9 protein-coding genes are annotated in these 13,056 nt (G+C 32.9%); 2 read left to right on the plus strand and 7 right to left on the minus strand.

From position 1 onward, the window contains the following. Nucleotides 1-295: 295 nt before the first annotated feature. Entirely contained in the window at nucleotides 296-1,732 is a 1,437-nt protein-coding gene (locus BGO27_03830) for an anion permease (GenBank protein OJV15959.1), read from the minus strand. Between the two features lie 218 nt (nucleotides 1,733-1,950). Between BGO27_03830 and BGO27_03835 the strand changes: the two genes are divergently transcribed. Then, complete coding sequence (locus tag BGO27_03835; GenBank protein ID OJV15960.1) at nucleotides 1,951-5,049, plus strand: hypothetical protein; 3,099 nt, start codon at nucleotides 1,951-1,953, stop codon at nucleotides 5,047-5,049. 16 nt (nucleotides 5,050-5,065) lie between these two features. On the opposite strand, the gene BGO27_03840 is transcribed toward BGO27_03835, so the two are convergent. From BGO27_03840 to BGO27_03855, 4 genes are read right to left on the minus strand one after another with little or no spacing between them, the layout of a single operon-like run. After that, a complete protein-coding gene (locus BGO27_03840; protein ID OJV15961.1) occupies nucleotides 5,066-5,890 on the minus strand; it encodes a 3-deoxy-8-phosphooctulonate synthase in 825 nt (274 codons plus the stop codon). Nucleotides 5,891-5,899: 9 nt separating this feature from the next. Further along, on the minus strand, nucleotides 5,900-7,534 hold the full coding sequence (locus BGO27_03845) for a CTP synthase (GenBank protein OJV15962.1): 1,635 nt from the start codon (nucleotides 7,532-7,534) through the stop codon (nucleotides 5,900-5,902). A gap of 5 nt (nucleotides 7,535-7,539) precedes the next feature. Further along, nucleotides 7,540-7,845 (minus strand): preprotein translocase subunit SecG, encoded by a 306-nt coding sequence (locus BGO27_03850; GenBank protein ID OJV15963.1) that lies wholly within the window; start codon nucleotides 7,843-7,845, stop codon nucleotides 7,540-7,542. Nucleotides 7,846-7,854: 9 nt separating this feature from the next. Continuing rightward, nucleotides 7,855-8,538, minus strand: a complete 684-nt coding sequence (locus BGO27_03855) for a triose-phosphate isomerase (GenBank protein ID OJV15964.1) — start codon at nucleotides 8,536-8,538, stop codon at nucleotides 7,855-7,857. 143 nt (nucleotides 8,539-8,681) lie between these two features. Here BGO27_03855 and BGO27_03860 point away from each other — a divergent pair, with 143 nt between their 5' ends. Then, nucleotides 8,682-10,952, plus strand: a complete 2,271-nt coding sequence (locus tag BGO27_03860) for a hypothetical protein (GenBank protein OJV15965.1) — start codon at nucleotides 8,682-8,684, stop codon at nucleotides 10,950-10,952. 40 nt (nucleotides 10,953-10,992) lie between these two features. Here the strand turns inward: BGO27_03860 and BGO27_03865 are convergent, their stop codons facing one another. Next, nucleotides 10,993-12,258 (minus strand): hypothetical protein, encoded by a 1,266-nt coding sequence (locus BGO27_03865; GenBank protein OJV15966.1) that lies wholly within the window; start codon nucleotides 12,256-12,258, stop codon nucleotides 10,993-10,995. 2 nt (nucleotides 12,259-12,260) lie between these two features. Continuing rightward, the gene (locus tag BGO27_03870; GenBank protein OJV15967.1) at nucleotides 12,261-13,055 is read right to left on the minus strand and encodes a hypothetical protein; all 795 of its coding nucleotides are present in this window, start codon (nucleotides 13,053-13,055) and stop codon (nucleotides 12,261-12,263) included. Nucleotide 13,056 lies beyond the last annotated feature (1 nt).

Consider the following 13,056-nt stretch of genomic DNA (forward strand, 5'->3'; position numbering starts at 1 on the left):
CAGCAATGACCATAACGTTGGTTTATGTAGTCATTCCGAAAGGCTTATAAAGCCTTGTGGGAATCCATACTGTAAATAAGGTTATTAGGTTGTTTGAGGCTATTAAAGCTTTTTTAGATTGCTGCGGAATGCTAAGATATTCCTCGCAATTACCTGCAGCAAGAACCGTCACCGATACTTTGAACTTCTAAAGCAATGACGATTAGATTAAAATTCTGAACTTAACGTTAAATAAAAAAAGTCCTTCCCTAGACGGGAAAGGACTTTTTTTAAATTAAGCAAATGGCTTTATGTATTACCACCAGCCTAGTAATTTCCACCAAGCGCCACCAACAAAGCCCCAAATACCAATTGTAGCTAAGCTCATAAAGAACCCAACAAACCACCAGTGCATTACCTGAACATATCCAGGACCAAATAGCACTACAGCAGAAGATGTGCCGTAATGGGTCATATGTGAGAATAAGTTACTTACATAACCAAGTACTAATGCGGCAAGAAGCGGCGGTGTTCCAGCTCCTACTGCAACGCTTAGGAATAGTGTATACATAGCGCCAATATGAGCAGTGTTACTTGCAAAGAAATAATGGCTATAGAAGTAAATGAGAACTAAGCCAATAAATGCTGTATGCCATGGCATTCCGGCAAACATTGAACTCATAGATGTGCTGAACCAGTCGATAAAGCCGAATTCCTGTAAGAATTTAGCAAGTGATACTAAAATCGCAAACCATAATAAAATATGCCAGGCTTCTTTTTCTTTAATAACGTCTTCAAAGCTGATAACGCGGCTTAAAAGAAGAAGTACCACACCGACAAGTCCTGTTGTTGTAGGGTGAATATGGAAAAAGTCAGAGAATACCCATAACACAAGCATGGTCGAGAAAATACCTATCATAAACCATTCGTCTGTCTTAATTCTTCCCATTTCCTTTAGTTTTTCGCTGGCAAGCTCTTTAGAGCCTTCAAGTTTTTTAAGAAGAGGAGGGTGAAGTAAATACACAATAAGCGGAATAAGCATAAGAGTTACAAAACCAGGAACAATTGCCCCCATAAACCAGTTTGTCCATGTGATTTCTGCGCCAAACTTAGCAGCAAATTCCTGTACCATTGGGTTTGCAGCCATTGCTGTGAGGAACATACCGCTACATACTACGCTCGCATGATAGCTTACTTGTACCAAATAACTACCAACCCTGCGGGATGTATTATTATTTGGGTGGCTTCCTAATGAATCTGCCATAGATTTAATAATAGGGTATACAATGCCGCCAGCTCTTGCTGAGTTACTTGGAATAAGCGGTGCTGTCAAAAATTCAGTGAAAACAAGGCTATAAGCAAGACCAATACTATGCCCGCCAAATAATTTAATGAAAATATACGCAATACGTGACCCTAACTGGCTTTTAATAAAGCCCCTTGCAATGAAAAATACGAATACTATGAGCCATACTACATGAGAGCCATAGCCAGATAAAGCCTGAGCTATTGTAATAGTATTTGTAAGTATTGCTACAAGCAAGCTCATAAGAGCAACGGCTCCCATAGGGAAAGGCTTTAAAATAATAGATACGATTGTTGCGAAAAATATTGCAAATAAGTGCCAGCCCTGTTCAGGCATGCCTTGTGGGGCAGGGGACATATAAATGACTGCACCAATGGCAAAAGAGGCGGCTAATTTTAAGTAATCCGGAATATGTTGTTTTATTGAACTTGCGCTTGATTCACTCATGATTTTTATATGTGATTTAAAGTTGAACAAATTGTGTTATCGGTAATTAAAAATTTCTATAATTATCAATAGTCTTACTCAGACGAGATATCACTTTCAAACCTATTTAGCAAGGTAAATATATAATATTATTTGGATAGTTAATTTAATAAATGATTGAATAATTATGTGTAATATGTTAAAATTTTAATTAAATAACATTATAATGGGAACGAACTATGAAGCTTCAAAATGGGACAAATTACCCGAATTTGTATAGTGTAAATACGGTGCTATTTTCAAATCCTAAGTTCAATTTAAAAGAGGTTTTGACGCAGGTAGAGAAGGAAATCAAGGATCTTCCAGAAAATAAAAAAGATGAAGTTAGAAAAAAGAAAATAGAAGCTAAGAGAGATAACCTTCTAAAACAGTTTGGTCTTGATCCAAATAATCTAGAGCAAATGACTAGGTTTGAAGATTATTTAGCAATAGACCAGCATTTGTATCAGGATAAAAATGAATGGGCTGATAAAAATCAGAACCGTATTGATCTCTTTAAAATACTAACTTTTAAAGAGATTAAAGAATTAGAGTTAAATAAAATACCAGTGCAATTTGATAATAAGCTAATTGATCAAACTCAAAATATTAATGCTGCATTTGATGATTTAAATATTAAATACCAAAATTATTTTAATGAAGAAGATAGATCAAAATACGAAGAAATTTTTAATATTTTATTTTTAGTATCTTATTCAAATGAAACTAATCCCAATTTGAATGAAGTAGCAGAATATGCATATAAAATGATGATTTTATTTGGAAAAGAACCAGACAGAGCATTTAATAACTTCACAAAGTTTGTTCAGTCTCATGCATCTAACCTTCAAAAGCCTATACATGACGTGTTTATACATAATATTCCAGTAAAAGGTGAGTGCAATATAGAAGCCTGGAAAATATTTATGATGAAATCAGGGGTAGAAGTATTAAAAAATATTGAGAATGCTCCAAAAATTGAAAAAAAGTTAAATGGAAATGTTCCCAAAAACTTAAATGAACTTCAAGAAATATTGCCAGAACTCACTTATAATAGGTTTAAAGAAAACCCAAAAATGGCAAAAATTTTCAAACAATATGATGTTTCAGAAAAGATATTTGACAGAAGTCTGGATTTAATTGCTTCAGGTCAAATAAAAATAAAAGATAAAGACGCTCTCCCTAATGTGACTATAGATGTAGCCCAAGAGGTAAATCCAGAATATAAAAATTTATATTTAGTTAAGCTTCCCGAAGGTAATTTAAGAGGTTTAATATTAGGTAAAATTACTGATTGTTGTCAATCAATTAACGGTAATAGTGAGACCTGCGTAATAGATGGAATGACTAGAGAGAATAATGGATTTTACGTTCTTATAAAGGCAAATCCTAAACAAACATTTGATCCTAATAAAATTGATTGGAATAGTTTTGAAAAGAATGGTCATGAAATAATAGGTCAAGGTTACACATGGCTTAGCCAATTTAATAACATGGTTATAGATAGCTGGGAAAACTTAAGACCGACAGTAAATGATACAATGATGCCAGATATACTTGCTAAATTTGCCCAAAAAGTTACAGAGAATAATAAAACTGTTTCAATGGTGATGTTAGGTAAAGGGGGTAAGACTCCTCAAGAATTCGCAGATAAAGGATATACTATGAATCCGTTTCCAGACAAGCTTAAAGAAGGTTATATGTATGGGGATGCACGTAATCAATATATTTTATATAAAAGTCATGATTTATCTGTAATGCAGTCAATGTTACTAGAAATACCAAAGTTTCGTGATAAAAAATGGCTTATTAATAGTTTTAGAAATATCAGAGAAGCTAAATATTTCATAGAACTCTACAGAAACGGGGAATTATCAAAATCTGAGTTTAGAAATTTTAGCTATAGTGTGGCAAAAACGTGTATTTCTGAAGGTGCAACTTTTGAAAATATGTGGAAATTATATAAGAATAGTTCTGCGCAAGAATATAAAAATAAATGTGTATTAGTAGCAGATTATATGCGTAAGGGGATATATAATTTTTGTAGCATGGACGATTTTTTTAGTTTAGAACCTAACCGAATGAAATTTGTACTTAAATATGCTATAGCGAATATAAAAGAAAAGGATCGGCATTATGCAGAGTCTATTCTTTATTTGGCTAAAACTTTAGATGATAAGACTATAGAAAATTTAAATAAACCTTTCCTCTTGAGCAAACATTTAAGGATAACTAGGGACTTTAACCAAAATTTTTTTGGATCTAAATATTTAGATCCGAAATACTTAGATGCAATTTATTCTGAAGCATTTGTAAAGCTAAGGGATTATAGGTTTTTAAAGTTTGAAGAAATTTTAAATTTAGGTCCAATATATCTTATTGAAAATCAAGAAAAAGTAGAAGCTTCATATATTAACAATTTTTTTAAAGATCAGTATATTAAAAATGAAAATGACGAAATTTTAGCTGAATCTTTAACAATTAAACAAAAATTAAGACTTCTTAACCCTAATATTATTGAAAGCTTTAAGAATAATATATTTAACTTAAATGATATCAACCAGATTGGATTAGATAAAATATTTATTTTATCTAATCCAATCTTTCTGAATATTTTTAAAAATAAAACTATTGAATTTAAAAAATTAGCTGAGTTAAAAATTGAAACTTTAAAAGTATTAAGCGAATCATCTCTAATAGAAAATTTTAAAGAAAATGAGCATAATACTTTCAATAAATTAACTGTATTATCACCTGATCAAATAGAAGCAATTGAATCATTTGATGCTATATATATATATAATAAACTTGGAATTTCATTTGATAATTTTATAAATGTTGAACCAGATAAAATAAGATATCTACTTCCTTATATTAACGCTGAAGATGAATATAGTTGTGTAATGGATGAAAAATATCAAACAAAATATATTTATGTGGATGAAACAGATATTAAAACTGTACCAGATTTTATAGTTTCAGTTTTAGAAAAAAGTAAGATATCATTTGAAGAAATTATTGGTTTAGATGAAAAAATATTAAGGAATATGTTACCAGCGTGTAAAGATTTACCTAAGGAATCTTTAAGTATAGAAATTATTGAACAAACCACAAAAGAATATATTGCTAAGCAAGAAGCTAAAAAAATAGTAAAACCTGTAAGCACTTCAAAGTTAAAGTTAACGCCAGAAGAAAAAGTTAAAAAGAAAGAGCGTTTTGCCCCAAATAATCTAGAAAAAGAATTGGAGAGAAGACGTACTAAGGGTCAAAAAGGTGGAGCAGGGAATAATTTGCAGTAAGTTTTATTTATGCAAATTATAATCCCTTTGTAATCTCATCATATTTCTTAAAATTAATAAGGTTTTGTTTGAGGTCATCAAGTCTTAACATACATGGACCGTCACTTGGTGCGTTATCTGGATCCTGATGAACTTCTGCGAAAATTGCTGCAACGCCAACTGCTAAGGCTGCTCTTGCTAAGACTTCAACAAACTCACGCTCGCCGCCACTTTCATTGCCTTTTCCGCCTGGCTGCTGTACAGAATGTGTTGCGTCAAACACCACAGGTGTTCCGGTTTTTGCCATAATTGCAAGTGATCTCATATCTGTAACGAGTGTGTTATACCCAAAACATGCGCCGCGCTCAGTTACAAATACCTGGTTGTTGCCTGTAGATGTAACCTTATCGACCACGTTTTTCATATCCCAGGGGGCTAAAAACTGACCTTTTTTAACGTTTATTGCTTTGCCAGTATTACCTGCAGCAATTAATAAATCTGTTTGTCTGCATAAAAATGCAGGAATTTGAAGTACATCAACATGAGGTGCAACAATAGCGCACTGCTCTTCTGTATGAACGTCAGTAAGTACTGGTAAGTCAAAGTTTTTACGTACTTCATCAAAAATCTCTAAAGATTTTTCTAAACCTAAGCCCCTAACGCCTTTAATAGAGCTTCTGTTGGCTTTGTCATAAGATGTTTTGTATATAAGCGGGATATTAAGCTCAGTGCAAAGTTTTTTAAGGTTTTCTGCCATAAACATGGCATGGTCACGTGATTCAAGCTGGCATGGTCCTGCGATTAATACGAAAGGAAGATCGTTTCCGATTGTAACATTACCAACTTTAACGTGATTTGCCATGATAATTACCTATAAAACGTGTTTTTTATGATTTTCAGTAGAAGCCTTAATAAACGCTGAGAAAATTGGATGTGCATCAAACGGCTTAGACTTAAGTTCTGGATGGAACTGTACTGCTATAAAGAACTTATTGTTAGTATTTTCCATAATTTCAGGAAGTTTTCCGTCTGGAGACATCCCACTAAATATAATGCCGTGTTTTTTAAGGTCTTTTATATAGTTGAAGTTAACTTCATAACGGTGTCTGTGTCTTTCTGAAATATATGTAGATCCATAAATTTTATGAGCAAGTGATCCTTCTTCAATATAGCATTCATAAGAACCTACGCGCATTGTACCGCCAAGGTTTTTAGTATCTGCCTGACTTATTTCACCGTCTTTTACCCATTCAGTCATAATGCCGACAATAGGATGATCAGGATTCTCTTCAAATTCAGATGAATTTGCACCCTTTAGCCCTAATAAGTTACGAGCTGCTTCGATTGTGGCAATCTGCATGCCAAGGCATATTCCAAAGTATGGGATATCATTTTCTCTGGCATATCTAGCTGCTAAAATCTTACCGTTAATACCATCTTTACCAAAACCACCAGGAACTAAGATTCCATCAATGTCAGCTAGTTTTTCTGCAATATTATCATCATTCAGACTTCTTGCATTTACCCATTTTAGGTTAACTTTACAATCATTGTAAATTCCGCCGTGGTTAAGGGCTTCAATGAGTGATTTATAAGCGTCTTTAAGCTTGTTATATTTACCCACAATAGCAATTTTTACAGTTTTTTGTGGATTTTTGATTCTTTGAACAATATTAGACCATGTGCTTAAGTCAGGCTCTTCATAGTCAATATTAAAATGTTCTAATACTTGTTTATCAAGACCATATCCATGATAAGAAAGTGGCACTTCATAAATAGTATTAACATCAAGCGCTGGTATTACGTTTTCCATTTCAATATTACAGAAGAGAGCCATTTTAGCTCTGTCGCTATCGCTAATTTCACGATCAGCTCTGCAAAGTATAATATTTGGCTGAATACCAATAGCTCTGAGTTCTTTAACTGAGTGCTGGGTTGGCTTTGTTTTAAGCTCTTTTGATGCTGCAATATATGGAACAAGCGTTAAATGTATATACATTACATTTTCACGACCTACCTGATACCTAATTTGTCTTATAGTTTCAAAGAACGGTAGGGCTTCAATATCACCAACTGTTCCGCCAATTTCGCAAATCATGAAATCTACGTTATCGGGGTCACCTAATATGAATTCTTTAATTAAATCAGTAACGTGTGGGATAACCTGAACGGTTTTGCCTAAATAATCACCGCGGCGCTCTTTTTCTATTAAATTTAAATAGATACGTCCTGCAGTAATATTGTCGTCTTTTTTAGCGTTAACGCCAGTGAATCTCTCGTAGTGACCAAGGTCAAGGTCAGTTTCCGCACCATCATCGGTCACAAATACTTCACCATGTTCAAATGGACTCATTGTACCTGGGTCTACGTTTAAATATGGGTCGAGTTTTCTAAGTCTTACGGTAAAGCCATGGGCTTGTAATAACACAGCAAGACTGGATGCGGCAAGCCCCTTACCTAATGAGGAAACTACGCCGCCAGTAACAAATATATACTTTCTAGGCATCGGAACTAATCTTTCTTATCTAAATTTGGAATAACTACTTTATTTTCTTCGGTTTTTAATGTTGATTCTGTTATAGGGCTTGCATTATATTTTTTATCCATAGCAATAGTTAGAAGCAAGCTGTTAACCATAAAAATAGTTGCTAAAATTGCTGTTGTTTTAGTAAAGAAGTTGCTAGAACTAACCTGAACAAAACTATTAGCTGATCCACTTAAAGAACCTACGCTATCAGAGCTTGTTTTCTGAATCATTACTACAGCAACAAGTAATATTGCTACAGTTATTTGTATTATTAGCAAAATCGTTTCCATATTAAGTACCTATGCAAAATCTATTATTTTTTGAAATTCTTCGAGTTTTAGGCTGCTTCCGCCAACTAATATACCCACTACAGGCCACTCATTTAGAATCTCTTCAGCATTTCCTGAATTTACGGAACCACCATACACTATTTTTGCGTCATTCGCAAACTTCTTCTTTATAAAATCACAAACCTTTGAAACATCTGATTTTTTAGGTACTAAGCCTGTACCAATAGACCAAATAGGTTCATATGCAAATATGATATTTTTGGAATCATTAACTATACTCAGTTGCTGCTCAATAACATTAAGAGTCTGATTATTTTGAAAATCTTCCAATGATTCCCCAAAACAGAATATCGGAGTAAGATTATTTTGCAGCGCAAATTCCAGTTTTTTAGATAAAATTTCATTATTTTCACCAAAATACTGCCTGCGTTCAGAATGCCCAATTAAAACATATTTGCATCCAGATTCTGCTAACATTTGACCAGATACCTCACCGGTAAAAGCACCACTGTTAGGATAATTCCAGGATAAATTCTGGCTACCCTTGCTAAAACTTACTTCCTGACTTAAAAGATGCATGGGCGGGCAAATAATAACTTCAGTATTTGACTTTGCTTTTAAATTGCTATTAAAAGCATTAAGCAAGGCTTTAGAACCATTCATTTTCCAATTGGCAATAATGTATTTTTGCATATTTTCTGATTTTTTAGTGGTTTATAATGTATTTCGGCAGGATATAGGCTGATATTTAATGTGTCAAGTCAGAGAAGTTGTTTTGCTGATGTTAAAAAAATGATAAAAATATTATTATTTAGATATTGTAATAGAAGGATTTTATGAAACTTCAAAATGGCTATGATTATCCAAATTTGTATAGTGTTTATAAAGAGTTGTTTTCTGAAAAACCATTTTCTGAAAAAGAATTTTTACAAGAATTAGATAAATTTTTACTGAATATTCCCGAAGATCAGCAAAAAATTATTAAAGAACGGAAAATTGATGAAAAAAGGAAAAACTTGTTAAAACAATTCGGAATTAATGAACGTCCGAGATTTACTAAAGACAACTTCTTATGGTATTGTCAGGCAACAAATGGTGCATCGGAAATTGGTAAATTTTTATTCCAATCTGAATATAATCAGGGACAAATATTTAATGCCGAAGGTTTAGAAGAGCTATTTAAAAATATAAATGATAAAGGTAAATACCTAAACGACAGTGACTACAATAATTTTGTTAAACTTTATAAGGTAATGGAATTTGTAAGTGAGGTAGTAGAAAGAAGATCAATAAAGCCCGCTCAGATAGCTCAGAAAACATATAATTTAATGGCAATTTTTGATAAAGATCCTGAAAAAGCACTCAATTATTTAAATAACTTTATCTCAAAAAATTCGGGTTACCATGACTATCCTGTGGACAAGATTCTAAATTTTGAACTTCCTCCAAAAAATATGATACATTTATCAGCGTGGAAAAAATTATTAAAAGATCATGGTGATGTAGTTATTCAAATGTTATCTAAAGCAGTTCAATATGAGAATCTTTTGGATACAAATAATTCTCGAGGACCTAAAGATATAAGTGAATTAAATCTAATACGGGTTAAGGTAGAGTTTGAAAGATATAAGGAAAATCCAAAGTTAGCAGAGTTATATTTCTTTCATAATGCTAAAAGCGGTCAATATAATCAAACTTTAGATTTGATAGCAAATGGTTCAATTAAATTTAAAAATAAAGATAATTTACCAATTGTTACTTTAGATGTAGGCTCGGAAATAAGGTCACAGGTTTCTAAAGACATATATCAAAGATTTCGTAATTTATCAGAACAAAAGGTTGGCTTAGATAATAAAAAAATAACTGCTGAACAAAGAGCTGAAAATATAGAAAAAATAACAAAAAAGGAAGTCGATAATTATATTGATAATCTTTATATGGTAAAATTACCAGCAGGTGATTATAGAGGCTTAATTTTAGGTGATATAAGTAAATGTTGTCAGACGATTGGACGAAATGGTGAGCAATGTGCAATTGACGGAACGAATCTGGAAAATAATGGTTTTTACGTTTTAATAAAAGCAAATGCGCAAACAAGTTTCAACCCTGCTAAAATAGACTGGGATAACTTTGAAAAAAATGGGCATAATATTATTGGTCAGGGTTACGCATGGCGTAGCACTAATAATAATATAGTTTTTGATAGCTGGGAAAATGCCAGCCCTGAAATTGATAATGATGCAACACCAAGTATACTTAAAGCTTTCTCTGAGAAATTAATAGATGCAGATCCTACAATATCTAAAGTTATAATAGGTTTAGGTGGTAGAACCCCGCTTCAAGTACAAAGCGCAGCAACACCTAACAGGATACCAGACACTATCATTGAGGGGGTGCAATATAAAGATTCAAAATCCCAAATGTGTATTGCCAAGAATAAAAAAATAATAGAGTTTCAAGAAAAATTAAAAAAATCTAATCCATATCTTACTGACGAATTTATTAATTCTATAACATCTTTAAAGCAAGTTGCTGAACTTGAGCAAATAGTAAAGTCTGACAATTCAGAAATTATTTTAAAGCAGCTTGATAACACAATGGTATGTAATTTAATGCATCATAATTTTAGTATTGAAGAAATAAAAGATATATATGTATTAAATTCACCGGAAATATCTAATGCTATCATAAAATGCCTTGCTTCTGAATCTTCTGATATATTACATAGCCATCATATTTTCAAAGATTCTTTGATGGACTTAGAGTTTCCAAAGCTACAATTAATAGCGTCAGTAGATGGACTAAATTTCTTGGAAGTTTCGCAAAAACATAGCCTTAATTTCACCGAAATTTATGAAAAGATTAAAACTATAGATGTTGAGAATCTAGAAGCTATTTTTAAAGCAGGCGATCCTTCAAAATTACTAGAATTTAAAGCTGATGAGCAAAAACTCGATACTACGATTACTAAATTAGATAAAAGCCTTAATGAATTCGGTACAGCTTCATTGAAATCATGGCAGGCAAAAGTAAAAGTTGAATCTAGGGAAAAGTCTGTAATACCAATCAATAATAAGGGTTATATTAAGAGTAATGAGAGACAATAGTTTCGCTAGCAGCTTAATTATTAAATATCTAAAGAGAGGATTACTTTTCAAACGCCAAATCATATTCATTAAGTTTTTGCTCTAGTATCTTAATAGAAATACCTAAAATATTAGCCGCCAGGTTTTTGTCACCAAAGTATTTTTGCATAGTTCCCTGAATAGCTTCTTTTTCCATTTCGGCAAGTGTTTTAGGTTTATCTATCTGGTTTAGCTCTAACATTAATGACTCGGGGTATACTACGCCATCGATAGCTAATAATATTGCCCTATATATTGTGTTTTCAAGTTCCCTAACGTTTCCTGGCCATTCGTAGTTTATTATTATGTCAGCTGCTTCTTTAGAAAAACTTGGCGTTTTAATGCCATTTGACTTTGCATATTTTTCAGCGTAATGCTTTGCAATATCCATTATATCTTCTTTACGCTCAGAGAGTTTGGGAAGCTGTAAATTTATAACATTAAGTCTGAAGAATAAATCTTCTCTGAACCTACCTGCTTTAACTTCGTTTTTAAGCTCTCGGTTACTGGTTGCTAAGATTCTAACATCTAAAGAAATATTATCGTTACTACCAACCCTTGTAATTTGCTTTTCCTGAATAGCTCTGAGTAATTTTGCCTGAAGTCTAATGTCAATTTCGCTTATCTCATCAAGTAAAAGTGTTCCGCCATTTGCTTCCTCAAATTTACCTATGCGGCGGGCAACAGAGCCTGTAAACGCGCCTTTTTCGTGACCAAAAAGTTCAGATTCAAGTAAATTTTCAGGGATTGCGGCGCAGTTTACTGCTACAAATGGTTTTGTACTGCGCTTACTATTTTGATGAATGAATCTTGCCATAACCTCTTTACCAGTACCAGATTCACCAGTAATAAGGACGGTTGCATCAGACGGAGCAATTTGTTTGGCAATTTTTGATACCCTCTGCATAATAGGGCTATCAGCAATAAATGCATTTGAATTTGTTTTTGTTACAGCCTCTAAGATTGCTGATATTAGTTCTTCATCAGGTGGAAGGGGGAGGTATTCTGCTGCACCTTGTTTTATTGCTAAAACTGCTCTGTCTTTATTATTATCAATACCGCAGGCAATGATTGTTGAAAATATCTTTTCCTGTTCTAGTTTATCTTTTAAATCAGCAATATCAAAATGTATATCTGCAAAAATTGCATCAGCACTATTGCCTAATAGTATATCTTCGATAGCCTTGTCTATATTGCTTACATAACGTACTGACGCGCCATTTTTCTTAGCGATCTGTCCTGCTATGTGAAGCTCTCCCTGAGGCTGTCCGATAATCAGAATTTTCATAATTAAGACTCAAAATACCTAATACGTTTATCTGCTGGTAAAATAGAGTTAAGTGTTGTTTCAAGTAATCTTGGATTTTGGCGTTTTGCCATTGACATAACGGTTTCTAAAAGAATTTTTGATAATACAAGCTCTTCTTCGGTGTTTCTCTCTAATTTTGAGGCAAGAGGAAACATAAACATATACGAAATGCACGCACCATAAAATGTTGTAATAAGAGCAACTGCCATAGCAGGACCAATTTTACTAATGTCACTTAAGTTACTTAGCATTTGAACAAGCCCTACTAAAGTACCTATAAGACCCATAGCTGGAGATATTTCCCCGGCTTTTTTAAGCATTGAAACAGTTTTTTTATGACGTTCTACAAAAAATATAATGTGCTGAGTCATATTATATTCAACATATTCAATGGTAGCATTATCCATTACCATTTGTACGCCTTCCCAAAAAAATTTGCTAAATTCTTTAATTTCATATTCTGATTGCGATAATGTCACAATATTTTTTTTATAAGCTTTTTCAGCATATTTAATGGCTATATAAGCAACATCGCTTAAATCTTTTGACTCATAAAAAACTGTTTTGCCAATTACTTTAAAGCTGTGCAGAACTTCTTCAAAACGAAAGCATGCGGCTGTTACAAAAAAAGTGCCACCAACAACAATTAGGAATGATTCAAGATCGATAAAGTTTTTTATACTGCCACCAAAGAAAATAGCAGCAAGAACTAGTCCGCTTGCAAATAATATTCCGAATAAACTTGTATAATCAGCACTTTCTCTTACTTCATTCATG

The organism is Alphaproteobacteria bacterium 33-17, from assembly GCA_001897445.1.
GTDB lineage: Bacteria > Pseudomonadota > Alphaproteobacteria > Rickettsiales > 33-17 > 33-17.

Coding starts and splice junctions, on each gene's coding strand:
- BGO27_03830 (OJV15959.1), bottom strand. CDS start 1,732: ATGAGTGAATCAAGCGCAAGTTCAATAAAACAACATATTCCGGATTAC.
- BGO27_03835 (OJV15960.1), top strand. CDS start 1,951: ATGAAGCTTCAAAATGGGACAAATTACCCGAATTTGTATAGTGTAAAT.
- BGO27_03840 (OJV15961.1), bottom strand. CDS start 5,890: ATGGCAAATCACGTTAAAGTTGGTAATGTTACAATCGGAAACGATCTT.
- BGO27_03845 (OJV15962.1), bottom strand. CDS start 7,534: ATGCCTAGAAAGTATATATTTGTTACTGGCGGCGTAGTTTCCTCATTA.
- BGO27_03850 (OJV15963.1), bottom strand. CDS start 7,845: ATGGAAACGATTTTGCTAATAATACAAATAACTGTAGCAATATTACTT.
- BGO27_03855 (OJV15964.1), bottom strand. CDS start 8,538: ATGCAAAAATACATTATTGCCAATTGGAAAATGAATGGTTCTAAAGCC.
- BGO27_03860 (OJV15965.1), top strand. CDS start 8,682: ATGAAACTTCAAAATGGCTATGATTATCCAAATTTGTATAGTGTTTAT.
- BGO27_03865 (OJV15966.1), bottom strand. CDS start 12,258: ATGAAAATTCTGATTATCGGACAGCCTCAGGGAGAGCTTCACATAGCA.
- BGO27_03870 (OJV15967.1), bottom strand. CDS start 13,055: ATGAATGAAGTAAGAGAAAGTGCTGATTATACAAGTTTATTCGGAATA.